This window comes from Streptomyces macrolidinus (assembly GCF_023887685.1).
Taxonomy (GTDB): Bacteria; Actinomycetota; Actinomycetes; order Streptomycetales; family Streptomycetaceae; genus Streptomyces; species Streptomyces macrolidinus.
Genome location: NZ_JAMWMR010000009.1, coordinates 13,231 through 38,393 on the forward strand (window position 1 = coordinate 13,231; position 25,163 = coordinate 38,393).

Consider the following 25,163-nt stretch of genomic DNA (forward strand, 5'->3'; position numbering starts at 1 on the left):
TGCGACCGTAGGCGCCGCAGGGTCGCGCCTTCTGCTCCCTTGCGCACATTTACTCCGTACGGGTGAAACGATCTTCCATAAGGTGATACGAACGGCCACTTCCGGGGTCTTCCGTGCGTCCGCGGCCCGCCGCCGGGCCGCCTGAGGACTTACGGAGAGCCCACGGGCCGCCGGGGGTGTCAGTGGCCTCGGCTACGGTTTCGTCCATGGCTGCCCGTACGAAGACCACCAAGGACCGGCCGTCCTACCGCTGTACCGAATGCGGCTGGCAGACCGCCAAGTGGCTCGGCCGCTGCCCCGAGTGCCAGGCCTGGGGGACGGTCGAGGAGTACGGCGCGCCCGCGGTACGGACCACGGCTCCGGGCCGGGTGACCTCGTCCGCGCTGCCCATCGGCCAGGTCGACGGCCGCCAGGCCACGGCCCGCTCCACCGGCGTGCCCGAGCTGGACCGCGTCCTCGGGGGCGGCCTCGTGCCCGGCGCGGTCGTGCTGCTCGCGGGCGAGCCCGGTGTCGGCAAGTCCACGCTCCTGCTGGACGTCGCGGCCAAGGCCGCGAGCGACGAGCACCGCACGCTGTATGTGACCGGCGAGGAGTCGGCGAGCCAGGTGCGGCTGCGCGCCGACCGCATCGGCGCCATCGACGATCACCTCTTCCTGGCGGCCGAGACCGATCTCTCCGCCGTCCTCGGCCACTTGGACGCGGTGAAGCCCTCGCTGCTCGTTCTCGACTCCGTGCAGACCATCGCCTCCCCGGAGATCGACGGCGCCCCCGGCGGCATGGCCCAGGTGCGCGAGGTCGCGGGGGCGCTGATCCGCGCCTCCAAGGAGCGCGGCATGGCCACGCTGCTGGTGGGCCATGTGACCAAGGACGGCGCGATCGCGGGCCCCCGCCTGCTCGAACACCTCGTGGACGTCGTGCTGCACTTCGAGGGCGACCGGCATGCGCGCCTGCGCCTGGTGCGCGGCGTCAAGAACCGGTACGGCGCGACGGACGAGGTCGGCTGCTTCGAGCTGCACGACGAGGGCATCACGGGCCTCACGGACCCCAGCGGCCTCTTCCTGACCCGCCGCGACGAGCCGGTCCCGGGCACGTGTCTGACCGTCACCCTGGAGGGCCGCCGCCCCCTGGTGGCCGAGGTGCAGGCGCTCACGGTCGACACCCAGATCCCCTCCCCGCGGCGTACGACGTCGGGCCTGGAGACCTCCCGGGTCTCGATGATGCTCGCGGTGCTGGAGCAGCGAGGCCGGATCAAGGCGCTCGGCAAGCAGGACATCTACTCGGCGACGGTGGGCGGCGTACGGCTCTCGGAGCCGGCCGCGGACCTCGCGATCGCCCTCGCGCTCGCCTCCGCCGCGAGTGACACCCCGCTGCCGAAGAACCTCGTCGCGATCGGCGAGGTGGGCCTCGCGGGCGAGGTCAGACGGGTCACGGGGGTCCAGCGGCGGCTCTCCGAGGCCCATCGTCTGGGCTTCACGCACGCGCTCGTACCGACCGACCCGGGCAAGATCCCGCCCGGGATGAAGGTGCTGGAAGTGGCGGATGTGGGGGACGCGCTGCGTGTCCTGCCGCGCTCTCGTCGTCGGGAGGCCCCACGGGAGGCGGAGGAGCGCCGGTAGACTTTGCCCTGGTCTCACCCGTCCGTACGAACCGAGTGTGCGACACGGGAGCGCCCCAGAACCTGCGACCGGAGGAGTGCAGTGGCAGCCAACGACCGGGCGGCAGCTCCCGGGAAGTCCGGTGGGAGTTCCGGTGCCGATGGGCTGATGCGCGCCTCGCTGAGCGCCGTGGCGCCGGGTACGGCCCTGCGTGACGGCCTGGAGCGGGTGCTCCGCGGCAACACCGGCGGTCTGATCGTGCTCGGCTCCGACAAGACCGTCGAGGCGATGTGCACGGGCGGCTTCGTGCTGGACGTCGAGTTCACCGCGACCCGGCTGCGGGAGCTGTGCAAGCTGGACGGCGGCATCGTGCTCTCCTCGGACCTGTCGAAGATCCTGCGCGCCGGAGTGCAGCTCGTCCCGGACCCCCGGATCCCCACGGAGGAGACGGGCACGCGCCATCGCACGGCGGACCGGGTGAGCAAGCAGGTCAACTTCCCGGTGGTCTCCGTCTCGCAGTCGATGCGCCTGATCGCGCTGTACGTCGACGGTCAGCGCCGCGTCCTGGAGGACTCGGCGGCCATCCTGTCCCGCGCCAACCAGGCCCTGGCCACGCTGGAGCGCTACAAGCTCCGCCTGGACGAGGTGGCGGGCACGCTGTCCGCGCTGGAGATCGAGGACCTGGTCACGGTCCGGGACGTCTCGGCGGTGGCCCAGCGGTTGGAGATGGTCCGCCGGATCGCCACGGAGATCGCGGAGTACGTGGTCGAGCTGGGCACGGACGGCCGTCTGCTCGCCCTGCAGTTGGACGAGCTGATCGCGGGCGTGGAGCCCGAGCGCGAGCTGGTGGTGCGCGACTACGTGCCCGAGCCGACCGCGAAGCGCTCCCGTACGGTCGAGGAGGCGCTGTCCGAGCTGGACGCGCTGCGCCAGGGCGAGCTCCTCGAACTGTCCACGGTGGCCCGCGCGTTGGGCTACACCGGCTCCCCCGAGGCGCTCGACTCGGCGGTCTCGCCGCGCGGCTTCCGGCTGCTGGCGAAGGTCCCCCGGCTGCCCGGCGCGATCATCGACCGACTGGTGGAGCACTTCGGCGGCCTCCAGAAGCTGCTCGCGGCGAGCGTCGACGACCTCCAGACGGTGGACGGCGTGGGCGAGGCACGGGCCCGCAGCGTCCGCGAGGGCCTGTCCCGCCTGGCGGAGTCGTCGATCCTGGAGCGGTACGTCTAGGGCCTGCCGTTCGGATCACGCCGGGCCCGCCGGAAACCCGGTGGAAGCGCGCCGGTCCCCGCGTCTACGTTCGCAGGATGAGTATCCGTACCTTCCGCATCACCGTCCGCGGTGTCTTCGACGGCCTCGACGACGGGCAACGGGCCGAACTCCAGGCGCGGGCCGCGGAGCACGACGTACTGCGCGCGGCCTTCACCCCGGAGGGCAACCTCACTTACGACATCGCCGCCCGCCCCGCCTTCACCTTCCGCTTCCAGGACTCGGGCGAGGCCGAGGAGGACATCCTGACCGCGACGGAACGCGCCGAAGAGGCGGCGAAGGCCTGGCTCTCCGCCCGCGGATACGGCTACAAGAACCTCCGCTCCAAGGCCGAGGACCTCTCCCAGGCCCCCCTCGGCAAGCGCCGGCGCCGAGCCCTCAGGGACGCATCCTCGTAGTCCCGTTGGGCGTCTCAGTCCTTCGACAGCACGAACGACGTGGGCACGCTCGGGAAGCCGGGCGCCTTCGCCTCCACCAGATACGTGCCCGCCTTCGCCGAACCCGCGGGCGGCGTGGCGCAGTTCGGGGCGCTCGGCTTGCGGTCCCACTTCACCGTGAGCGCAGCGTGGCCGCCCGCGGGCACGCGGTACAGCACGCTTCCCGCGCCGCTCGGGCAGTCGGCCGAGGACCAGATGGTCTTGTCGCTGGACGACTGAGTGATCGTCAACACGGCCTTCTTCGGCCCGAGATCGACCTTGCAGTCCTTGTCGGACGAGTTCACGGCGCTCAGTCGGAACGCCGGGCTCTCCCCGGGCGCGTAGCTGTTCTGCACACTGCGTACGCCCAACTTCGTCAACTCCGCGGTGCAGTTGGGCAGCGAGGTGCCCGAACCCGCCTCGATCGGCTTGCCGGAGGAACTGCCGCCGTCGCCGTCGCCGCCGTCCGACCCGGCGCCCTCGTCGTCGGAGGAACCGTCCGACCCCGAGGACCCGGCCGTTCCCGAACCGCCCTCGTCGTCCGACTCGTCGCGCCCGCCCGGGTGTTGGCTGATCGCGGGCCCGGTTCCCGAGGGCCCCGGCGTGATCGACGACGTGGGGTGCTTCCCGTTCTCACCGCTCGCCTCGGGCTTGCCACCGCCGCCCGAGGAAGAGGTGACCGCCCACACGAGGAACAGCACCAACAGGGCGAGTACGGACAGCATTACGGCCCTCCGTCGCCAGTAGATGGAGGAGGGAAGCGGCCCGACCGGATTGCGCAGAGATCCCACGGCCCAAACTGTACGAGAGATCGGAGCCGCGCCCTGCCCCACCCGCCGCCACAGCCCCAACTTTTCCGGATCATCATCCCGCACCCCACGCCCCGTCCACGCCCTCCGCAAGCGTCCCCCGGCCCCTCCGCCGGCCCCCGCGCGGACGCGCGCACCCGCTCAACGGCCGCATGACGCCATGCCCCCGCACGGCGGCTCCGAACCGACACACGCACCCTCATCCCGAGCCGCTCCCCCACCGCACCACCCTTCCCGTGGCAGGATCGAAGGCGTCATGACTGCACCCACGAGCCCCCCTCCTGCCCCCGCCCCCGCTCCGGCCTCCGCCGACGACACCACCGGCCAAGCGTCCGACCGGGGCCTGCACGCCCCTGTCATCGCCTGGTTCGACGAGCACGCCCGCGACCTGCCCTGGCGGCGCCCCGAGGCCGGACCCTGGGGCGTGATGGTCAGCGAGTTCATGCTGCAGCAGACGCCGGTCAACCGCGTCCTGCCCGTCTACGAACAGTGGCTCGCCCGCTGGCCACGCCCCGCGGACCTCGCCAAGGAACCGCCCGGCGAGGCCGTCCGCGCCTGGGGCCGCCTCGGCTATCCACGCCGCGCACTGCGCCTGCACGGCGCCGCCGTCGCCATAGCGGAGCGGCACGGCGGCGACGTACCCACCGACCACGCCCAACTGCTCGCCCTGCCCGGCATCGGCGAGTACACGGCCGCGGCGGTCGCCTCCTTCGCGTACGGCCAGCGGCACGCGGTCCTCGACACCAATGTGCGCCGCGTCCTGGCACGCGCGGTCACCGGTGTGCAGTACCCGCCCAACGCCACGACCGCCGCCGAGCGCAAGCTCGCCCGCGCGCTGCTGCCCGAGGACGAGCGCACCGCCTCCCGCTGGGCCGCCGCGTCCATGGAGCTGGGCGCGCTGGTGTGCACCGCGAAGAACGAGACCTGCCACCAGTGCCCGATCGCCGGTCGGTGCGCCTGGCGGCTCGCCGGGAAGCCGGAGCACGAGGGCCCGCCGCGCCGCGGCCAGACGTACGCGGGCACGGACCGCCAGGTGCGCGGCCGACTCCTGGCCGTCCTGCGGGAGGCCTCGCACCCGGTTCCGCAGTCGGTCCTCGACCGCGTCTGGGACGAGCCGGTGCAGCGCGCCCGCGCGCTGGACGGCCTGGTCTCCGACGGCCTGGTGGAGCCCCTCCCCGGGGGCCTCTACCGCCTCCCGCTCACCTGACACCGCCCCGCCCGGACGCCCGCCCTCCCGCGGGCGTCCGGGCGGACCGCGCACACCGATCTCTCAGCGCGGCCACAGCCCGCCCCCGGCCCTGTCACAGCTCGCCCCATCCACCAACAGGGCAAATCCCCCGATACCATCCCCAACTACCGCGCGGCCTTACCCCGTTCCTACTTCCGTTACACAACCGACGGACAGCCGAGCGCTTCTCGCAGGCTGCCTCGGACAACCTCGTGACAAGCCCTCCGTAGCTTCATATGCGTACCGCGCACGGCGTGGTGCGCAGGTCGGAAACGGGGAACGGAGGCGGTTGGAATGGCGCACGGCGAGGTGCTCGAATTCGAGGAGTACGTCCGCACCCGGCAGGACGCGCTGTTGCGCAGTGCCCGCCGGCTGGTCCCGGACCCCACGGACGCCCAGGACCTGCTGCAGACCGCGCTGGTGCGCACGTACGGCCGCTGGGACGGCATCGCCGACAAGCGCCTCGCGGACGCCTATCTGCGCCGCGTCATGATCAACACCCGGACGGAGTGGTGGCGGGCCCGCAAGCTGGAGGAGGTCCCCACCGAGCAGCTCCCCGACGCGAGTGTCGAGGACGCCACCGAACAGCACGCCGACCGCGCCCTGCTGATGGACATCCTGAAGGTGCTGGCTCCGAAGCAGCGCAGTGTCGTCGTCCTGCGACACTGGGAGCAGATGTCCACTGAGGAGACGGCCGCCGCCCTCGGCATGTCGGCCGGAACGGTCAAGAGCACGCTGCACCGGGCGCTCGCCCGGCTCCGCCAGGAGCTGGAGGCGCGCGACCTGGACGCACGCGCGCTGGAGCGTGAGGAGCGGGAGCGTTGCGCGGCCTAGGCACAGGAGCCATACGGTCCGACAGAGCCCGCAAGGCGGCGATCGTGGCGTTGGCCATGATCGCCGCCCTCGGTCTGTTCGCCTCCGCCTGTGCCACCGGTGGCACAGGCGCCCGCGACGAGGGCCCGGCGGGCGGCAACACGGTGGTGTCCCATACGACCCCCTCCTCGTCGCCGACCACCAGGGAACCCACGCGCATGGACGTCGTGCGGATGGTCAAGGCGGACCCGTTGGTCTCCAGCGCCGTCAAGAACGACCTGAAGCCGTGCGTGGGCGACGAGTACCCGGTCGACGTGTCGTACGGGAACCTGACCCAAGGCTCCGCGAACGACATCGTGGTCAACGTCATGACCTGCGGTGACGCCGTCGGCGTGGGCTCGTACGTGTACCGGAGGGCTCAGGACAGGTACCACAATGTGTTCAAGGCCGAGGAGCCTCCGGTCTACGCGGAGATAGACCGCGGCGAGCTGGTGGTGACACAGCAGGTGTTCGACAAGAGTGACTCGGTGGACTATCCCTCCAGCGAGGAAGTGATCACCTACCGCTGGAAGGCGAAGCACTTCACCGAGCAGTCCCGCACGCACAACGAGTACAGCAACGCGGTGGGCAACGGCGACGCGGTCGCGCCCACCGGGAACTGAGGGCATTCGGATGGCAGAGCAGACCCACGTCCTGTTCGTCGAGGACGACGACGTCATCCGCGAGGCCACCCAGCTCGCGCTGGAGCGCGACGGCTTCGCGGTCACCGCGATGCCCGACGGGCTCTCGGGCCTGGAGGCCTTCCGCGCCGACCGCCCCGACATCGCCCTGCTGGACGTCATGGTCCCCGGTCTCGACGGCGTCAGCCTGTGCCGCCGTATCCGCGACGAGTCGACCGTCCCGGTGATCATGCTCTCCGCGCGCGCCGACTCGATCGACGTCGTGCTCGGCCTGGAGGCCGGCGCCGACGACTACGTCACCAAGCCGTTCGACGGCGCCGTACTGGTCGCGCGCATCCGTGCCGTGCTGCGCCGCTTCGGACACGCGAGCGGCCCCCACCGGGCGGCCGAGGACGCGGCGTCCGGCGACACCGCCGTGCTCACCTTCGGTGATCTGGAGGTCGACACCGAGGGCATGGAGGTACGCAGGTCGGGGCAGCCGGTGGGGCTCACCCCCACCGAGATGCGGCTGCTGCTGGAGTTCTCCTCGGCGCCGGGCACGGTGCTCTCGCGCGACAAGCTGCTGGAGCGTGTGTGGGACTACGGCTGGGGCGGTGACACGCGGGTCGTCGACGTCCATGTCCAGCGGCTGCGCACGAAGATCGGCCAGGACCGGATCGAGACGGTCCGCGGCTTCGGCTACAAGTTGAAGGCCTGACCAGGAGCATGCGAAGGGTTCTCAAGCGCGTGCGGCGGCTCCTCAAGCGCCTGGTCCCCGAGGACGCGGGCATACGAACCGGTCTGAGCTGGAAGCTCAGCGCGGCGATCGCCCTGGTCGGCGCGCTGGTCGCGCTCGCGCTGAGCCTCGTCGTGCACAGCGCGGCGCGGGTCTCGATGCTCAACAACTCACGCGACCTCGCCGACTCGCGCGTCCAGGTGGCCCAGCGGATGTACGAGTCCGGGCGCACGCTGTCCTTCGGGGTCAAGGTCGACGACCCGGCCATCCCGCAGGATCTGCTGGAGAAGGTCAGGGAAGGCCGACGCGCCACCTATGTCTCCGAGGGCGCGCACGGGGTGCCGGACATCTGGGCCGCCGTCCCGCTCAAGGACGGCAGGGTGCTGTCCCTGCACACCCCCTTCACCGACCGCAGCACCGAGGTGATGAAGGACCTCGACCAGGCGCTGATCATCGGCTCGATCTCGGTCGTCCTCGGCGGCTCGGCCCTCGGTGTACTGATCGGCGGGCAGCTCTCGCGGCGACTGCGCAAGGCGGCGGCAGCGGCGAACCGGGTCGCCCAGGGCGAGACCGACGTACGAGTACGGGACGCGATCGGCGGTGTGGTGCGCGACGAGACGGACGATCTGGCGCGTGCGGTCGACGCGATGGCGGACGCGCTCCAGGAGCGGCTGGAGGCGGAGCGCCGGGTGACGGCGGACATCGCGCACGAGCTGCGCACTCCGGTCACGGGTCTGCTGACGGCGGCGGAACTGCTGCCGCCGGGCCGCCCCACCGAGCTGGTGCTGGACCGCGCGAAGGCCATGCGCACGCTGGTCGAGGACGTCCTGGAGGTCGCACGCCTCGACGGCGCCTCCGAGCGGGCCGAACTCCAGGACATCCTGCTCGGCGAGTTCGTGAGCCGGCGGGTGGCCGCGAAGGACTCGGACATCGAGGTCCGGGTGGTCCATGAGTCCGAGGTCACCACGGACCCGCGTCGGCTGGAGCGGGTGCTGTTCAATCTGCTGGCGAACGCGGCCCGGCACGGCAAGCCGCCGGTCCAGGTCTCGGTCGAGGGCCGGGTGATCCGCGTACGGGACCACGGGCCCGGCTTCCCCGAGGAACTCCTCGCCGAGGGGCCGAGCCGTTTCCGCACGGGCAGCTCGGACCGCTCCGGTCGCGGGCACGGCCTGGGCCTGACGATCGCGGCGGGCCAGGCACGGGTCCTCGGCGCCCGCCTGACCTTCCGCAACGTACGCCCGGCCGGAGCCCCGGAAGACATCCCGGCCGAGGGTGCGGTCGCAGTGCTGTGGCTACCGGAACACGCCCCGACGAACACAGGAAGCTTCCCGGCGCTGCCCATGTCGGGAAAGTAACGGCCGAGCTTCCCGCGACCGCGCCCTGAGCGGGTACGCAGAGCGAAGGCCCTGGGACGAGTGGGTCGCCTGGTCAGGGCACACGAGCGAAGACCCCGAAGCGGATAGCTCCTCTGAGCAGGACTCCGACGCCCCAGTCGGCAAAGCGAGGGCTCGCGGGGCTGCCGTGGGGTCGCCGGGACGCCTCCGGAAACGGCGCGAGGCCCCGGAGCGGGCGCGCACGAGCGGAGGCCCCCGGGACGAGTGGCTCCTCTGAGCCGGACGCGCTCGAGCGACTGCCGGGGCGGATGGCTCCCTCAGCAGGGCACGCACGAGCGAAAGCCCCCGGCAAAGTGGCTCCCTGAGCAGTGGTCCCGCGACCGTGCCCGGCGACCAGCCCCTGAGCGGGGCACGGCCGAGCGAAGGCCCCTGGGACGAGTAACGCCCCGGGACGCAACGAGCGAAGACCCCCGGGGCAAGTGGCTCCCCTCAGCCGGACGCGCACAAGCGAAGTCCCCCGGAGCGCACACATGGCTCCGGGGGGACTTCGGGGCTCAGACCGCCTTGGCTACCGGCGGCTGTGCCTGTGCGGTGTCCTGCGGGGCGTCCCCGCCCGCCTTCTTGTCCGGGCCCGCTCCCCGCAGCGGGACCTCCTTCACGAACACCGCGGCGATCAGCGCGGCCACGGCCACCACCGCGCCGAGCAGGAACGCGGAGTGCGTGCCCGCCGACACCGCGTGCTGGTAGGCCTCGCGGACCAGCGTCGGCAGCTTGTCCAGGCTCTTCGCGTCCAACTGCGCGGACTGCGCGGTGACCTCGGACTGCGGGCCCACCCGCTGCTGCATCACGTCCTGCACCCGGTTGTTGAACAGGGCGCCCATGATCGCGACACCGAAGGAGGAGCCGAGCGTACGGAAGAGGGTCGCGGACGAGGAGGCGACGCCCATGTCCTTCATCTCCACGCTGTTCTGCGCGACCAGCATGGTGATCTGCATCAGGAAGCCCATACCGGCGCCCAGGACGGCCATGTACACACCGGAGGTGAACCGGGTCGTCTCGGTGTCCATCCGGGAGAGCAGGAACAGACCGGCGATCATCAGCACGCTGCCGATCACCGGGAAGGCCTTGTACCGTCCGCTGTTCGTGGTGATCCGGCCCGCGATCATCGAGATGACGAGCATCGCGCCGAGCATCGGCAGGAGCAGCAGCCCGGAGTTGGTCGCGGACGCGCCCTGCACCGACTGCTGGTAGAGCGGCAGGAACAGCACCGCGCCGAACATCACGAACCCGGTGATGAAGCCGATCAGCGCCATCAGCGAGAAGTTGCGGCTGCGGAAGATGTGCAGCGGCAGGACCGGCTCGGTGGCCTTGGTCTCCCAGAGCGCGAACCCGACGAGCGCGACGACGCCGATCCCGATCAGTTCCATGATCCGCGGGGAGGTCCACTCGTACTCGGTGCCGCCCCAGGTGGTGACCAGCACGATCGAGGTGATCCCGATGGTCAGCAGCCCGGCGCCGAGGTAGTCGATACGGGCCTTGGCGCGCTTCTTCGGCAGATGCAGCACGGCGCTGATGGCGACCAGGGAGACGATGCCGAGGGGCAGGTTGATGTAGAACGCCCAGCGCCAGCCCCAGTGGTCGGTGATGGTGCCGCCGACCAGCGGTCCGCCGATCATCGCCAGCGCCATGACACCGGCCATCATGCCCTGGTACTTGCCGCGCTCCCGCGGCGGTATCAGATCGCCGATGATGGCCATGACGCCGACCATGAGGCCACCGGCGCCGAGGCCCTGCAAGGCGCGGAAGCCGATGAGCTGGCCCATGTCCTGGGCCATGCCGCTGAGCGCCGAACCGATCAGGAAGATCACGATCGAGCTCATGAAGGCGCCCTTGCGCCCGTACATGTCACCGATCTTGCCCCACAGAGGAGTGGAGGCGGCGGTCGCGAGGGTGTAGGCCGTCACCACCCAGGACAGATGCTGCAAGCCGCCCAGCTCGCCGACGATCGTCGGCATCGCCGTGCCCACGATCATGTTGTCGAGCATGGCGAGCATCATCGTGATCATGAGAGCGAGCAGGACGACCCGTACGCTCCGTGGTTGTTTGTCGCTTCCGACTGGTGCCGTGCTGTCCGCCATGGCCCCCCACTTCCCTGGTCTTGCGAGCCGACCGGGCCCTTACCTGCCGACCGGCTAGTTGACTACACTGGGACGGTAACCCCGTAACTAGCCGGGCGTCAAGTAAGTTTGCGCGGGTCTGTACGCCGGCCGGTCGGCAGATGGTCCGCGACTGCGAGGAGTGCGACGATGAACACCATGGGCGGCACCAAGCGGCAGCGGCGCGGCGACACACGCCAGCGCATCCAGGACGTGGCGCTCGAACTCTTCGCCGAGCAGGGCTACGAGAAGACCTCGCTGCGGGAGATCGCCGAGCATCTGGACGTCACCAAGGCCGCGCTGTACTACCACTTCAAGACCAAGGAAGAGATCCTCGTCAGCCTCTTCGAGGACCTCACCCGCCCCATGGACGAGTTGATCGAGTGGGGCAAGGCGCAGCCGCACACCCTGGAGACGAAGCAGGAGGTACTGCGCCGCTACAGCGAGGCACTGGCCGGCGCGGCCCCGCTCTTCCGCTTCATGCAGGAGAACCAGGCGACGATGCGGGAGCTGAGCATCGGCAACCAGTTCAAGGGCCGCATGCTCGAGATGCGCGACATCATCAGAGATCCGGACGCGTCCTTGACCGACCAGGTCCGCTGCGTGACCGCGCTGTTCACGATGCACGCGGGGATGTTCGTTCTCCAGGACATAGAGAGCGACCCCGAGGACAAGCGCAAGGCCAGCCTGGAGGTCGCGATCGACATGGTGACGCAGGCGCACTCGGGTGCGCCTGCGTCACAGGAGACGTCTCGGACGTCTTAGAGGGCCACGCCCTTGGCCCGGAGGAACTCGACGGGGTTGACGGCAGACCCGTAGTTGGGGGTCGTCCGGATCTCGAAGTGCAGGTGCGGACCGCTGGAGTTACCGGTGTTACCGGACTTCGCTATGTGCTGTCCGGCACCGACGCTCTGGCCGATCTGCACGTCGACCCGCGAGAGGTGGGCGTACTGGGAGTACGTACCACCGGCGTGCTTGATCACGACGGCGTTGCCGTACGCGGGACCGTCACCGGCGCCGTTGCCGCCGGCCTTGACGACGGTGCCGCTGCTCGCGGCGACGACATCCGTCCCGCTCGGAACGGCGAAGTCCTGGCCGCTGTGGGTGGACTTCCACATGCCACCGGCCTGGGCGTAGCCCGCGGAGAGCGCGTACTGCTTGACCGGGGAGACCCAGCCCGACGAGTTGACCACCTGGGCACCGGCGCCGGCCGGCTTCGCGTTGCCGGAGACCGCCTTCGTGCCGGTGCCCGCCGCCTTCACACCGGTGCTCGCGGCCTGGGGGGCCTGCGCGTGCGAACCGGTGGCGTGCGCGACCCCGACCCCGAGCGCGGCCGTGGCTCCAAGGCCGGCGGCCAGCACGGCGGCGCGGGTGCGAAGTCGGGGCTTGCGGGAGAAGTGGGACGTGACGCGGTTGAACATGAAGACCTCAGGGAGTCGGGGACTTGATGCATCCCTTGGTAACCCGACCCGAACAGATCCCCCAAATGTGTGATCTACGATGACTTCTAGTACATCGCAGTAAAACCAAGAGATGCTTGACAGACCTCAGCAATTCAGACATTTCCCCCGAAACCGCAGGGCCTGCGCGCCGAGGGCTCCGCAGAAGTTCGGGAAAGCGCCCGCGATACGTGATCCATCAGGTCACTAAAGCGTCTAGTAGTTACTCATTCACCTGTGCCCCTTGTCACGCGCGGCCCCTGTCGGAACAACCATCCGTGACAGATCCATTACGGCTGAACCAGCGGTTGAACACGAAGGAATCAGGGGCTCTGCGGGCACGCGAAAGGGGCTGCCCCGGGACCGAAAGTCCCGGGGCAGCCCCTTTCGTTCTTCAGGCCGAGCGTCGCGCGCTCACGCCTCCTTGCTCAGGTTCGGGCCTGCGCCACCGGCCGCCTGCTCGATCGGCGGAACGTCCGGCAGAGCCGACTTCTCCTCACCGCGGAAGGTGAAGACCTTGGTGTCGCCCTCGCCGTCCTCCGTGTCCACGACCACGATGTGGCCCGGACGCAGCTCGCCGAAGAGGATCTTCTCGGACAGCGTGTCCTCGATCTCGCGCTGGATCGTGCGGCGCAGCGGCCGGGCACCCAGCACGGGGTCGTAACCCTTCTTCGCCAGCAGCTCCTTCGCGGACTGGGCCAGCTCGATGCCCATGTCCCGGTCCTTGAGCCGCTCGTCGACCTTGCTGATCATCAGATCGACGATCGCCAGGATGTCGTCCTGCGTGAGCTGCGGGAAGACGACCACGTCGTCGACGCGGTTGAGGAACTCGGGGCGGAAGTGCTGCTTCAGCTCGTCCGACACCTTGTTCTTCATGCGCTCGTAGTTGGTCTTCGTGTCGCCCGCGGCGGCGAAGCCCAGGTTGAAGCCCTTGGAGATGTCCCGGGTGCCGAGGTTGGTCGTCATGATGATGACCGTGTTCTTGAAGTCCACGACCCGGCCCTGGGAGTCGGTCAGGCGACCGTCCTCCAGGATCTGCAGCAGCGAGTTGAAGATGTCCGGGTGGGCCTTCTCGACCTCGTCGAAGAGGACGACCGAGAACGGCTTGCGGCGCACCTTCTCCGTGAGCTGGCCGCCCTCCTCGTAGCCCACGTAACCGGGGGGCGAACCGAAGAGACGCGACACCGTGTGCTTCTCGCTGAACTCCGACATGTCGAGGGAGATCAGCGCGTCCTCGTCGCCGAACAGGAACTCCGCCAGCGCCTTGGACAGCTCGGTCTTACCGACACCGGACGGGCCCGCGAAGATGAACGAGCCACCCGGACGCTTCGGGTCCTTCAGGCCCGCACGCGTACGCCGGATCGCCTTGGAGAGCGCCTTGACGGCGTCCACCTGGCCGATGACGCGCTTGTGGAGCTCGTCCTCCATGCGCAGCAGGCGGCTGGACTCCTCCTCGGTCAGCTTGAAGACCGGGATGCCCGTGGCGGTGGCGAGGACCTCGGCGATCAGGTCGCCGTCGACCTCGGCGACGACGTCCATGTCGCCGGCCTTCCACTCCTTCTCCCGCTTGGCCTTGGCCGCGAGGAGCTGCTTCTCCTTGTCGCGCAGGGAAGCGGCCTTCTCGAAGTCCTGGGAGTCGATCGCCGACTCCTTGTCGCGACGGACGCCCGCGATCTTCTCGTCGAACTCACGGAGGTCCGGCGGCGCGGTCATCCGGCGGATGCGCATCCGGGAACCCGCCTCGTCGATCAGGTCGATCGCCTTGTCCGGCAGGAAGCGGTCGGAGATGTACCGGTCGGCCAGGGTGGCGGCCTGGACCAGGGCCTCGTCCGTGATGGAGACGCGGTGATGCGCCTCGTAGCGGTCGCGCAGACCCTTGAGGATCTCGATGGTGTGCGGCAGGGACGGCTCCGCGACCTGGATGGGCTGGAAGCGGCGCTCGAGGGCCGCGTCCTTCTCCAGGTGCTTGCGGTACTCGTCCAGCGTGGTGGCGCCGATGGTCTGGAGCTCACCGCGGGCCAGCATCGGCTTCAGGATCGAGGCCGCGTCGATGGCGCCCTCGGCGGCACCCGCACCGACCAGCGTGTGCAGCTCGTCGATGAACAGGATGATGTCGCCGCGGGTGCGGATCTCCTTGAGGACCTTCTTCAGGCGCTCCTCGAAGTCACCGCGGTAGCGGGAGCCGGCGACCAGCGCGCCCAGGTCGAGGGTGTAGAGGTGCTTGTCCTTGAGGGTCTCGGGCACCTCGCCCTTGACGATGGCCTGCGCCAGCCCCTCGACGACCGCCGTCTTGCCGACGCCGGGCTCGCCGATGAGGACCGGGTTGTTCTTCGTACGGCGGGACAGGACCTGCATGACCCGCTCGATCTCCTTCTCGCGCCCGATGACCGGGTCGAGCTTGGACTCGCGAGCGGCCTGCGTGAGGTTCCGGCCGAACTGGTCCAGGACGAGAGAGGTCGAGGGGGTGCCCTCGGCCGGGCCGCCCGCGGTGGCGGCTTCCTTGCCCTGGTAGCCCGACAGCAGCTGGATGACCTGCTGGCGGACGCGGTTGAGGTCTGCGCCCAGCTTGACCAGGACCTGGGCGGCGACGCCCTCGCCCTCGCGGATCAGGCCGAGCAGGATGTGCTCCGTGCCGATGTAGTTGTGGCCGAGCTGAAGGGCCTCGCGGAGCGACAGCTCCAGGACCTTCTTGGCACGGGGGGTGAAGGGGATGTGGCCCGAGGGCGCCTGCTGGCCCTGGCCGATGATCTCCTCCACTTGCTGGCGGACCGCCTCGAGCGAAATCCCGAGGCTCTCCAGGGCCTTAGCGGCGACACCCTCACCCTCGTGGATCAGGCCCAGGAGGATGTGTTCGGTGCCGATGTAGTTGTGGTTGAGCATCCGGGCTTCTTCCTGAGCCAGGACGACAACCCGCCGCGCGCGGTCGGTGAACCTCTCGAACATCGTTAATCGCTCCTCAGAGCGGTCAGGCAGTAAGGGGACGCTCCCCTCCCTGTCCTTCCGCAGCTTAGTCCCGCAAGCGGGGACCGCTCATTCCAACTGCCGACACCGTCCGGATCACCTCCGCTCTCGCGGAGACAGAGTCCCTGCCTCCTGACCCCGAACGCCGACATGTGCTCCAACCCGATGGTGCGAGACGATGTTCCCGCAGGCCAGGCAGATATCCCAGTCGCCAGTACGTCGTCAGTACGCCCATGGCGAACGAGAGACCGCCCGTGCTGCGTGTCGCCCCCTCCCACTAGGGATGTCTTACCCGTATGTACGGACACTCCATGCCGCGCGTACCGGTTCCCTCCGCTACGGGCGAACATCCTTGCGCCACCACACACCCCCGAACGCCCCCTTGTTCGACACACTGTGCAATCGAGCCTCCACCCAGCGTAACCCGACCGTGCTCCTGGCTGTTGCTCCCGGCATGGCTCTCACCTCACCAGGCCGCCCCCCTGCAAGCGCCCGCCCGACGGGGTGCTCCCGCCGTCGCGCGGGGCGCTCGACCCGGGCAAGGCGGTAGGGCGGCGGTACGAGAGCGGACGTCCTGGAGGTCCCCGCGAAGGCGGAGTTCGCCGCGCTGCGGCATCTGGGACCGGCCTCGCCGGTGGCACTGCACGCCGGGCGGATGCGGCTACTGATGGCCGCGGGCAGCGCGGAGGAGCTGCCGGGGCCGCTCGACCGGCTGGAGTGGGGCGAGCTCGCGCTGGTCCTCACCACGACCGGCGCGGGCGGATGCGTCGAGGCACTCCTGCCGCCGGGCTGGACTCCCGGCCGGATCCGTTCACAGGGGGCCGCCATCTGGCCGCGGCCCCCTGAGCCGGGGTGCGAGGTCGCATCCCGGCTGCCGACGCTGTCGGCATTGGGGGGCGCGGGGAGCGCCCCCGATCTGGTGCGGCTGGCCGACACCATGGCGACGCACTGCCACCGGATCCGGCTGCGCCGTGCGTACGCTCAGGCGTTCGCCTTCTCGTAGGCCTCACGAATGGTCGCCGGGACGCGGCCACGGTCGTTGACCTCGTACCCGTTCTCCTTCGCCCAGGCGCGGATCTGCGCGGTGTCCTGGCCGGCACCGGAAGCGGCCCGGGCCTTACCACGGCCACCCGCCCCACGGCCTCCGGTGCGACGGCCACCCTTCACATAAGGGTCGAGAAGGCCACGGAGCTTGTCCGCGTTCGCGGTCGTGAGGTCGATCTCGTACGTCTTGCCGTCCAGCGCGAACGTCACGGTCTCGTCCGCCTCGCCGCCGTCGAGGTCGTCCACAAGAAGGACCTGAACCTTCTGTGCCACCGGATTTCCTTTCATCGATAACTTCAGGGGCCGCTGGTTCGCGGCCTGTGCCCCGCTTGTTTCGGGTCCCCTGTTATATGCAGTACTGCGTTACGTCGGAAAGCAAACCGCTTTTGCCGGAAAAACACAAACCCCTGTGAGAGACCGAGGGAGAGACGGGAGACCGGAAACATGCGCGTTTCGGACATAGGGAACGCGGGCAAGGCTGTCCGACGGAAGGCGGCCGAATAGTCGGGGAGGTGATCCGTCGGCGATCACAGATGCAGAAGCATCCGAGTGTTGCCCAAGGTGTTCGGTTTCACTCGTTCGAGACCGAGGAACTCCGCCACGCCCTCGTCATAGGAACGCATCAGCTCGGTGTACACATCGGTGTCGACGGGAGTCTCACCGATCTCGACGAACCCGTGCTTCCCGAAGAAGTCCACTTCGAAGGTCAGACAGAATACGCGGCGAACCCCGAGCCAGCGGGCGGTCTGGAGCAACTTCTGCAGCAAGTGGTGTCCGACGCCGTGGCCCTTGGCCTCGGGCGTCACCGCGAGAGTACGGACTTCCGCGAGGTCTTCCCACATGACGTGCAGCGCGCCGCAGCCCACGACCTCGCCGTTGTCGTCGCGTTCCGCGACCCAGAACTCCTGGATGTCCTCGTAAAGCGTGACCGTCGCTTTGTCGAGCAGGATGCGGCGCTGGACGTAGGCGTCGAGCAGGCGGCGCACCGCCGGGACATCGCTCGTCCTGGCCCGTCGGATGGTGAGGGCTTTTGCGGCTGCTTCAGGACTCTCTGCTGGCATGAGTGGACGCTATCGCCCGGTACGTTCCTCGGGCGCGGCGGGGTTCTTCTCTTCGCCCTTCTCCGCGACGTTCTCCTGCGGGTTCTCCGGGTTCTCCGCGGGTTCGGCGGACTCACCCACGTCCTGCGGTCCCTGCGCGATACGGACGGCGTCGCGCAGCGTCTGCCGCTGTTCGTCGCTCATCATCTCGAAGAAGGCGACGAGTGCGGCGGCCGGGTTGTCGCTCTGCGCCCAGGCATCGTTCATCAGTGCGGCCGCGTAGGCGGCGCGGGTGGAGACCGCCTCATATCGATAGGCCCGGCCTTCCGCCTCGCGACGGACCCAGCCCTTCTGATGGAGATTGTCCAAAACGGTCATCACCGTGGTGTACGCGATGGACCTGTCCTGTTGGAGATCTTCCAGGACTTCTCGAACGGTCACCGGGCGGTTCCACTTCCACACCCGCGTCATGACCGCGTCTTCGAGTTCTCCCAGGGGGCGAGGCACCTCAGCAGAATAGTGGGAGATCCCGGCCATGGCCTGCCGAACGGTGACTTTCCCGGTGAGGGGTAACAAAAAGGGCGTACGACTCGGAAAGCGGTGAGTCGTACGCCGGAGGGTGCGGTGCCGGTGCGGACCGGCCGGGGGTCACCGGTGCGGACCGGCCGGGGGTCAGGCCGTCGCGTCCGGGGTCTTGCTCTCGGCGCGGGCAAAGGCGGCTTCGACGGCCGCGTCCTCCTTGGCCTTGTTGGCGCCGCCCTGGGTCTTCACGATCACCCTGATCAGCCCGATGAAGAAGACAGCCATGACGACCGGGGGCAGAAGCGCGGAGACGTAGTCCATGAGTCCAGAGTAGCCAGGGTCCGTCCGAGGACTCCCCCGGGGTCAGACCGCGGCCAGTCGCTGCGCGGAGCGCGCGGGAGGGGCGGGCTTGCGCTTCGGCGGGAACACCTCGCCCGGGGTGGGGATCGGGCGCGAGGGGCGCGGGCTCTGCGGTTCCGGCCGGGGGCTGGGCCGGTCGGGCCGCTCCGCCGGCTTCTCGCTGGGCTTGCGGGCCGGTTCGCCCGCCGGGTCCTCCGCGACCGCACGGCCGCCCGGAAGCGCTGTGAGACGGGCGCGGGAGGCGGGGATGGTGGCCGTACGGAGGGTGAGGCGGGCTCGGGCGCTCCGGCCTGCGAGGGCGGAGCAGCGGTCGAGGAGGGCCGCGGCGGCGGGGGTGCCACGCAGGGCGCCCAGGGCCGCGAGGTCGTCAGGGACCGGGCGGTAGCCGTCGCTCAGGGCCTCCTCCAGGAGGGCGCAGTAGCCGACGACGGCGCCCGGGAGGGCCGCGCGGTAGCGGGCGAGGTCGGCCAGCAGGAAGGCCCTCAGGCGGGCGCCCTCGCGTACCGCCTCGTCGACGGACTCGGCGAGGCGGAGACACTCCTGGACGTCCTCGGCGGAGGCGGTACGGGGCTGGAGGGCGAGGGCGAGGGCTCGGCGGAGCACACGCAGCTCCTCCGCGCCGAACGCCAGGCCGCCGCGGGATCCGTGTGGCGTGGGCATGCGGGGGACGCTACCGCTAATCGGACAAAACCGACCTTGTTGGGGGTCGTGTCGCTGTGGGGTTCCCCCAGGTGGGGGCGGATGCAGTCGCCGTGCGGCGGCGCCCCGGCGGTGGTGAGGCTCCGCCGGGGCGTCGCGTCTCACATGCGGGACACGTTCCGCTCGTAGACCAGGCGCAGACCGATCAGGGTCAGCCACGGCTCGTGCGCGTCGATCAGCGCGGACTCGCCGAGGACCATCGGGGCGAGGCCGCCCGTCGCGATGACCGTGACCTCCTCGGGGTCGTCCGCCAGCTCGCGGGCCATCCGGCTCACCACGCCGTCGACCTGGCCCGCGAAGCCGTACACGATGCCCGCCTGCATCGCCTCGACGGTGTTCTTGCCGATCACCGAGCGCGGACGGGCCAGCTCGATCTTGCGGAGCTGGGCGCCGCGGACCCCGAGGGCGTCCACGGAGATCTCGATGCCGGGGGCGATGACGCCGCCCGTGTACTCGCCACGCGCCGAGACCGCGTCGAACGTCGTCGCCGTGCCGAAGTCCACGACGATCGCCGGGCCGCCGTACAGCTCGACCGCCGCCACCGCGTTGATGATGCGGTCGGCGCCGACCTCCTTCGGGTTGTCCATGAGGATCGGGACGCCGGTCTTGATGCCGGGTTCGACCAGGACCGCGGGGACGTCGCCGTAGTAGCGGCGGGTGACCTCGCGCAGCTCGTGCAGGACGGAGGGGACCGTCGAGCAGATCGCGATGCCGTCGATGCCGTCGCCCAGCTCCTCGCCGAGGAGCGGGTGCATGCCCATCAGGCCCTGGAGGAGCACGGCCAGCTCGTCCGCCGTGCGGCGGGCGTCCGTGGAGATGCGCCAGTGCTCGACGATGTCCTCGCCGTCGAACAGGCCGAGGACGGTGTGGGTGTTGCCTACGTCGATGGTCAGCAGCATGGGGTTCGCCTACTCCGCCGCTCGCAGGTCGAGGCCGATGTCCAGGATCCGCGCGGAGTGCGTCAGCGCTCCGACCGCCAGGAAGTCGACGCCCGTGTCCGCGTAGGCCTTGGCGTTCTCCAGGGTCAGTCGGCCCGAGGCTTCCAACTGGGCGCGGCCGGCGACGAGGGCCACCGCTTCCTCGCACTCGCCCGGCGTGAAGTTGTCCAGCAGGATCAGGTCCGCGCCCGCGTCCACGACCTCGCGCAACTGGTGGAGGGTGTCGACCTCGACCTCGACCGGCAGGCCCGGGAACGTCGTACGGACCGCCTCGAAGGCCGCCGCCACCCCGCCGGCCGCCACGACGTGGTTGTCCTTCACCAGTGCCGCGTCCGACAGGGACATGCGGTGGTTGACGCCGCCGCCGCAGCGGACCGCGAACTTCTCCAGGGAGCGCAGGCCCGGCGTCGTCTTGCGGGTGTCGCGTACGCGCGCCTTGGTGCCCTCGAGCACGTCCGCCCACGCGCGCGTGGCCGTCGCGATGCCCGACAGACGGCACAGCAGGTTCAGCGCGCTGCGCTCGGCGGTGAGCAGGTCGCGGGTGCGGGTGGTCACGGTCAGGAGCTTCTGTCCGGCCTCGACCCGCTCGCCGTCCTCCGCGTGGCGCTCGACCTCGAACTCGTCCGTGCAGACCACCGAGATGACCGCCTCGGCGACCCGGAGGCCCGCCACCACGCCCGCCTCCCGCGCGGTGAAGTCGGCCGTGGCCACGGCGTCCTCGGGGATCGTCGCGACCGTCGTCACGTCGACGCCGTTGTCCAGGTCCTCCTCGATGGCCAGGTTGGCGATGTCCTCGACCTCCACGGGGTCGAGTCCGGCGTCCGTCAGCAACTGGGCGAGGGCGGGGTCGAGTCCGCACTCCAGGTAGGCGTCCATGTCGTCGTCCGCACCGCAGGCGCAGCCGTCGCCGCAGCCGCCGCTCGGGACGAGGGGAAGGTCGGGGGTGCTCATGTCACTGCTCCTGGGGACGCGTGCCGGGGGTGCCCGTCGAGGGGACGGTCGGGGGGAAGTCTGCGGTGTCGGTGGTGCGTGTGGCCAGCGATCGGTCGGGATTCAGCCGTACGACGACGTGGCGGCGCCAGGCGGTGTCGTCGCGCCCGGCGTGGTCCTCGCGCCAGTGGCAGCCGCGGGTCTCCTCGCGCAGCAGGGCGGCTGCGACCAGGACCCGGGACACCAGGAGGAGGTTGGTGGTCTCCCAGGTGTCGACGCCGGGCTCGGGGGTCTTGCCGTGCTCCTCGAGGCGCTCGCGCGCGTCGGCGGCCAGCCGCTCCAGGCGTTCCGCGGCCTTGCGCAACGACCCCTCGGACCTGAGCACACCCGCGCCGTCCGTCATGATCCGCTGGATCGCGAACCGGTCCTGCGCGGCGAACAGCGGGTGCGCGGGCTTCTCGGGGTACGGGACGGTCGCGGGCACGCGCGCGGTGAGGCCGTGTGCCGCGTGGGCCGCCGCGATGTCGGCGGCGATGCGCTCTGCGTAGACCAGGCCTTCCAGAAGGGAGTTGGAGGCGAGCCGGTTGGCGCCGTGGACGCCGGTGCAGGCGACCTCTCCGCACGCGTACAGGCCGGGCACGGTGGTCCGGCCGTGGGAGTCGGTGCGGACGCCGCCGGAGGCGTAGTGGGCGGCCGGGGCGACCGGGACGGGCTCGGTGACCGGGTCGATGCCGTGGGCGCGGCAGGCGGCGAGGATCGTCGGGAAGCGGTGCTCCCACATCTGCGCGCCGAAGTGGCGGGCGTCCAGGTACATGTGCTCGGCGCCCTGTTCCCGCATACGGCGCATGATGCCCTTGGCGACGATGTCCCGGGGCGCCAGTTCGGCCAGTTCGTGCTGCCCGACCATGAAGCGCACGCCGTCCGCGTCCACCAGGTGGGCGCCCTCGCCGCGTACCGCCTCGGAGACCAGCGGCTGCTGGCCCTCCGCGTCCGGGCCGAGGAACAGCACGGTCGGGTGGAACTGCACGAACTCCAGATCACTGACCTCGGCTCCGGCGCGCAGGGCCAGCGCGACGCCGTCGCCCGTGGACACCGACGGGTTGGTGGTCGCGGCGAAGACCTGGCCCATGCCGCCGGTCGCGAGGACCACGGCGGGCGCGTGCACGGCGCCCACGCCGTCGTGCTGGCCCTCGCCCATGACGTGCAGGGTCACGCCCGCGGCGCGGCCTTCGGCGTCCGTGAGCAGGTCCAGCACCAGCGCGTTCTCGACCGTCCGCAGCCCGCGCGCGCGGACCGCTTCGACGAGGGCGCGGGAGATCTCCGCGCCGGTCGCGTCGCCGCCCGCGTGCGCGATACGGCGGCGGTGGTGGCCGCCCTCGCGCGTGAGCTCGATGCCGCCCTCGTCGTCGGTGTCGAACCGGGCGCCGGTGGAGATGAGCCGCCGTACGGCGTCCGGGCCCTCGGTGACCAGGAGGCGTACGGCCTCCTCGTCGCACAGTCCCGCGCCCGCCACCAGCGTGTCGTCCAGGTGCTGCTCGGGTGTGTCGCCCTCGCCCAGGGCCGCCGCGATGCCGCCCTGCGCCCAGCGGGTGGAACCGGCGTCGAGGCGGGCCTTCGTGACGACGACCGTCTTCAGACCGGCGGCCTCGCAGCGCAGGGCCGCCGTGAGGCCGGCCACACCGGAGCCGATGACCACGACGTCCGCGGCGACGGACCAGCCGGGGGCCGGGGCGTGCAGGCGCAGGCCCGTTCCGGCGTGCCGGGGCCGGGTCACGAGGAGGCCCCGTCCGGGTCCGCGAGTTCGGGTTCGGGTTCGGGGGCTCCGAAGGAGAGCGGGATGTTGTCGATGAGCCGGGTCGTGCCGATGCGGGCGGCGACGGCGAGGACGGCCTCGCCGGTGTAGCCGTCGGGGACCTCGGTGAAGTCCGACGGATCGACCAGGGCGAGGTAGTCGAGGTCCAGGGGCGGTTCCTGACGGGCGGCCTCGTCCAGGACCAGCCGGGCGGCGGCTCGGACGGCGGCGGGACCGCCTGGGGCGGCCTTCGCGACCGCGTGCGCGTCGGCGGCGGCGCGCGACTCGCCTATCGCGCTGAGCGCCTCGGCGCGCGCGTGCGTGGCGGGCACCTCCAGCGCCCGCGCGCGCAGGGCCTCCTGGGCGGCGTGCCGGTCGCGGCCCGCGAACAGGGCCCGGGACAGGGCGAGCGCGGTGCGCCGTTCCTCGATCGAGAGGTAGCGGTTGCGGCTGGAAAGGGCCAGGCCGTCGTCCTCGCGCACCGTGGGCACGCCGACGATCTCCACGCCGAAGTTCAGATCGCGCACCATCCGGCGGATCAGGGCGACCTGCTGGGCGTCCTTCTGTCCGAACAGGGCGACATCGGGGCGGGTGAGGTGCAGCAGCTTGGCGACGACGGTGAGGACGCCGTCGAAGTGGCCGGGGCGGCAAGCCCCTTCGAAGCGCTCGCCCATGGGCCCCGCGGTGATCCGCACCTGGGGCTCGCCGCCGGGGTAGACCTCCTCCGGAGTGGGGGCGAACACGGCGTCCGCGCCCGCCTGCTCGGCGACCTTGAGGTCGGCGTCCAGGGTGCGCGGGTAGCGGTCGAGGTCCTCGCCCTCGCCGAACTGGAGGGGGTTCACGAAGACGGTGACGACGACCTCGCCGTCGCGTCCGGCGATCCGGCGGGCGGCGCGGATCAAGGTGGCGTGGCCTTCGTGCAGGGCGCCCATGGTCATCACGACGGCGCGGCGGCCGTGCTTCACGCGCGCGTGCAGCTCATCGGCGGTGCGCAGCAGAACGGTGGTCATCGGGGCTCCCCTTCGGTCCCGTCGGCGAGTACCCCGAGGAGGTCCTCGGCGAGCTCCGGCTTGAGCAGTCCATGGGCCAGGGCCCGGTCGGCGGTCGCGCGGGCCATCGCGAGATAGCCGGCGACGGTCTGCGGCGCGTGTCGGCGCAACTCGGCCACGTGGGCCGAGACCGTGCCCGCGTCACCGCGCGCGACGGGGCCGGTGAGGGCCGCGTCACCGGAGCGCAGGGCGTTGTCCAGGGCGGCGCCGAGCAGCGGGCCGAGCATGCGGTCGGGGGCTTCGACGCCCACCTCGCGCAGCAGTTCCATGGACTGGGCGACCAGGGTGACGAGGTGGTTGGCGCCGAGGGCGAGGGCCGCGTGGTAGAGGGGCCGCATCTCCTCGGCGATCCACTCGGGTTCGCCGCCCATCTCGATCACGAGGGCCTCGGCGGCCAGGCGCAGCTCCTCGGGCGCGGTGATCCCGAAGGAGCAGCCGGCGAGGCGCTGGATGTCCACCGGGCTACCGGTGAAGGTCATCGCGGGGTGCAGGGCGAGCGGCAGCGCGCCCGCGCGCAGGGCGGGGTCGAGCACCTTCGTGCCGTACCGCCCGGAGGTGTGCACCAGCAGTTGTCCCGGCCGTACGGCGCCGGTCTCGGCGAGGCCCTCGACCAGGCCCGGCAGCACGTCGTCGGGGACGGTCAGCAGGACCAGGTCCGCCCGTTGCAACACCTCGGCGGGCTGGAGGAGGGGGACGTCCGGCAGCATCGACGCCGCCCGCCGTCTGGACGCCTCGGAGACCCCGGAGGCGGCGACCGGACGGTGCCCGGCCAGTTGCAGGGACGCGGCGAGCACGGGGCCGACCCGGCCGGCTCCGATCACGCCCACGCGGAGCCGCGCGGGGCGGTCTCCAGGGTCAGGTTGCTGGAATGTACTCACTCGACGGTGACCTTCCCGTTCCAGTCCGCTCTGGGTACCGGACGATTTCTCGTCATGTTAACGCGATCGACTCAGGGGCCGACCGGCTGTCCACAGGCTGTGGGTTCCCGCAGGGCGGGGTAGGGAGAGGGACATGCCCGAGGCCATGGGTACGCGGCATGATCCGGGCATGAGGACGAAGGCGGAGGGGGACATGGCACAGACGGCGGGACGGCGTGAGGGTTCTACGGCGGGGTGGGACGAGGGGCGGTCGGCGGAAGTGCCGGAGAGTCTGCCGGGAGGGCCGGTGGAGTCAGCGGGAGCGCCGCAGGCACCGACGGGATCGGCGGGAGCGCCGGAGGCGCCGACTGGCGGACCGGAGGGACCGGTGGGAAGGCCGGAGGGATCGGCAGGCGGACTACGGGGATCGGCGGGAAGGCCGGAGGAGCCGACAGAAGGCCCGGAAGGATCGGCGCACGGACCGCAGGAGTTGCCAGGAAGGCCGCAGGCATCAGCGGAC

23 protein-coding genes and 1 pseudogene are annotated in these 25,163 nt (G+C 70.8%); 10 read left to right on the plus strand and 14 right to left on the minus strand.

What is annotated here, in order from left to right:
* The first annotated feature begins 206 nt into the window (after positions 1–206).
* The 3 genes from radA (at position 207) to NGF19_RS12985 (ending at position 3,259) form a co-directional block, all read left to right on the plus strand.
* Positions 207–1,616 (plus strand): DNA repair protein RadA, encoded by a 1,410-nt coding sequence (gene radA, locus NGF19_RS12975; RefSeq protein WP_252425006.1) that lies wholly within the window; start codon positions 207–209, stop codon positions 1,614–1,616.
* An 81-nt stretch (positions 1,617–1,697) separates the two neighbouring features.
* Positions 1,698–2,822: a DNA integrity scanning diadenylate cyclase DisA gene (gene disA / locus NGF19_RS12980; RefSeq protein WP_252425007.1), complete on the plus strand. Its 1,125-nt coding sequence runs from the start codon at positions 1,698–1,700 to the stop codon at positions 2,820–2,822.
* 77 nt (positions 2,823–2,899) lie between these two features.
* The gene (locus NGF19_RS12985; RefSeq protein WP_252425008.1) at positions 2,900–3,259 is read left to right on the plus strand and encodes a DUF6204 family protein; all 360 of its coding nucleotides are present in this window, start codon (positions 2,900–2,902) and stop codon (positions 3,257–3,259) included.
* A gap of 14 nt (positions 3,260–3,273) precedes the next feature.
* Here the strand turns inward: NGF19_RS12985 and NGF19_RS12990 are convergent, their stop codons facing one another.
* The gene (locus NGF19_RS12990) at positions 3,274–4,068 is read right to left on the minus strand and encodes a hypothetical protein (RefSeq protein WP_252425009.1); all 795 of its coding nucleotides are present in this window, start codon (positions 4,066–4,068) and stop codon (positions 3,274–3,276) included.
* A gap of 274 nt (positions 4,069–4,342) precedes the next feature.
* On the opposite strand from NGF19_RS12990, the gene NGF19_RS12995 reads away from it, so the two are divergent.
* From NGF19_RS12995 to cseC, 5 genes are all read left to right on the plus strand, one after another.
* The gene (locus NGF19_RS12995; protein ID WP_252425010.1) at positions 4,343–5,293 is read left to right on the plus strand and encodes an HhH-GPD family protein; all 951 of its coding nucleotides are present in this window, start codon (positions 4,343–4,345) and stop codon (positions 5,291–5,293) included.
* Between the two features lie 315 nt (positions 5,294–5,608).
* Positions 5,609–6,148, plus strand: coding sequence for a SigE family RNA polymerase sigma factor (locus tag NGF19_RS13000; RefSeq protein WP_252425011.1), 540 nt, complete (start codon positions 5,609–5,611; stop codon positions 6,146–6,148).
* A complete protein-coding gene (locus tag NGF19_RS13005; RefSeq protein ID WP_252425012.1) occupies positions 6,136–6,789 on the plus strand; it encodes a hypothetical protein in 654 nt (217 codons plus the stop codon). Before NGF19_RS13000 ends, NGF19_RS13005 begins: the two co-directional genes overlap by 13 nt.
* Positions 6,790–6,799: 10 nt before the next feature.
* The gene (cseB, locus tag NGF19_RS13010) at positions 6,800–7,504 is read left to right on the plus strand and encodes a two-component system response regulator CseB (RefSeq protein WP_252425013.1); all 705 of its coding nucleotides are present in this window, start codon (positions 6,800–6,802) and stop codon (positions 7,502–7,504) included.
* Between the two features lie 8 nt (positions 7,505–7,512).
* Positions 7,513–8,877, plus strand: coding sequence for a two-component system sensor histidine kinase CseC (gene cseC, locus NGF19_RS13015; protein WP_252425014.1), 1,365 nt, complete (start codon positions 7,513–7,515; stop codon positions 8,875–8,877).
* Between the two features lie 533 nt (positions 8,878–9,410).
* Here cseC and NGF19_RS13020 read toward each other — a convergent pair.
* Positions 9,411–10,994: an MDR family MFS transporter gene (locus NGF19_RS13020; protein ID WP_252425015.1), complete on the minus strand. Its 1,584-nt coding sequence runs from the start codon at positions 10,992–10,994 to the stop codon at positions 9,411–9,413.
* A gap of 177 nt (positions 10,995–11,171) precedes the next feature.
* On the opposite strand from NGF19_RS13020, the gene NGF19_RS13025 reads away from it, so the two are divergent.
* Positions 11,172–11,777 carry a TetR/AcrR family transcriptional regulator gene (locus NGF19_RS13025; protein WP_252425169.1) on the plus strand — a complete coding sequence of 202 codons (606 nt, stop codon included), beginning with the start codon at positions 11,172–11,174 and terminating at the stop codon, positions 11,775–11,777.
* On the opposite strand, the gene NGF19_RS13030 is transcribed toward NGF19_RS13025, so the two are convergent.
* On the minus strand, positions 11,774–12,433 hold the full coding sequence (locus NGF19_RS13030; protein WP_252425016.1) for a M23 family metallopeptidase: 660 nt from the start codon (positions 12,431–12,433) through the stop codon (positions 11,774–11,776). The two genes, NGF19_RS13025 and NGF19_RS13030, sit on opposite strands and share 4 nt — an antisense overlap.
* 432 nt (positions 12,434–12,865) lie before the next feature.
* Entirely contained in the window at positions 12,866–15,394 is a 2,529-nt protein-coding gene (locus NGF19_RS13035; protein ID WP_252425017.1) for an ATP-dependent Clp protease ATP-binding subunit, read from the minus strand.
* A gap of 574 nt (positions 15,395–15,968) precedes the next feature.
* Here NGF19_RS13035 and NGF19_RS13040 point away from each other — a divergent pair.
* Positions 15,969–16,415, plus strand: a pseudogene (locus tag NGF19_RS13040) (SCO3374 family protein); the annotation flags it as partial.
* Here NGF19_RS13040 and NGF19_RS13045 read toward each other — a convergent pair.
* The 10 genes from NGF19_RS13045 to NGF19_RS13090 all read right to left on the minus strand — a co-directional run bounded on the left by NGF19_RS13045 (position 16,394) and on the right by NGF19_RS13090 (position 24,664).
* On the minus strand, positions 16,394–16,729 hold the full coding sequence (locus NGF19_RS13045) for a histone-like nucleoid-structuring protein Lsr2 (RefSeq protein WP_252425018.1): 336 nt from the start codon (positions 16,727–16,729) through the stop codon (positions 16,394–16,396). The pseudogene NGF19_RS13040 and the gene NGF19_RS13045 overlap by 22 nt on opposite strands.
* Positions 16,730–16,983: 254 nt before the next feature.
* Positions 16,984–17,517: an amino-acid N-acetyltransferase gene (locus NGF19_RS13050; RefSeq protein WP_252425019.1), complete on the minus strand. Its 534-nt coding sequence runs from the start codon at positions 17,515–17,517 to the stop codon at positions 16,984–16,986.
* 9 nt (positions 17,518–17,526) lie between these two features.
* Positions 17,527–18,003 (minus strand): BlaI/MecI/CopY family transcriptional regulator, encoded by a 477-nt coding sequence (locus NGF19_RS13055; RefSeq protein ID WP_252425020.1) that lies wholly within the window; start codon positions 18,001–18,003, stop codon positions 17,527–17,529.
* A 165-nt stretch (positions 18,004–18,168) separates the two neighbouring features.
* Positions 18,169–18,339 carry a hypothetical protein gene (locus tag NGF19_RS13060; protein WP_252425021.1) on the minus strand — a complete coding sequence of 57 codons (171 nt, stop codon included), beginning with the start codon at positions 18,337–18,339 and terminating at the stop codon, positions 18,169–18,171.
* A gap of 42 nt (positions 18,340–18,381) precedes the next feature.
* Positions 18,382–19,038, minus strand: a complete 657-nt coding sequence (locus tag NGF19_RS13065) for a flagellar biosynthesis protein FlhF (protein ID WP_252425022.1) — start codon at positions 19,036–19,038, stop codon at positions 18,382–18,384.
* A 140-nt stretch (positions 19,039–19,178) separates the two neighbouring features.
* On the minus strand, positions 19,179–19,976 hold the full coding sequence (locus tag NGF19_RS13070) for a type III pantothenate kinase (protein ID WP_252425023.1): 798 nt from the start codon (positions 19,974–19,976) through the stop codon (positions 19,179–19,181).
* A 9-nt stretch (positions 19,977–19,985) separates the two neighbouring features.
* Positions 19,986–20,966, minus strand: a complete 981-nt coding sequence (gene nadC, locus NGF19_RS13075) for a carboxylating nicotinate-nucleotide diphosphorylase (protein ID WP_252425024.1) — start codon at positions 20,964–20,966, stop codon at positions 19,986–19,988.
* A gap of 1 nt (position 20,967) precedes the next feature.
* Positions 20,968–22,719, minus strand: coding sequence for an L-aspartate oxidase (locus NGF19_RS13080; protein WP_252425025.1), 1,752 nt, complete (start codon positions 22,717–22,719; stop codon positions 20,968–20,970).
* Positions 22,716–23,747, minus strand: a complete 1,032-nt coding sequence (gene panC / locus NGF19_RS13085) for a pantoate--beta-alanine ligase (protein ID WP_252425026.1) — start codon at positions 23,745–23,747, stop codon at positions 22,716–22,718. Before panC ends, NGF19_RS13080 begins: the two co-directional genes overlap by 4 nt.
* Complete coding sequence (locus tag NGF19_RS13090; protein WP_252425027.1) at positions 23,744–24,664, minus strand: Rossmann-like and DUF2520 domain-containing protein; 921 nt, start codon at positions 24,662–24,664, stop codon at positions 23,744–23,746. Before NGF19_RS13090 ends, panC begins: the two co-directional genes overlap by 4 nt.
* Positions 24,665–25,163: the final 499 nt, after the last annotated feature.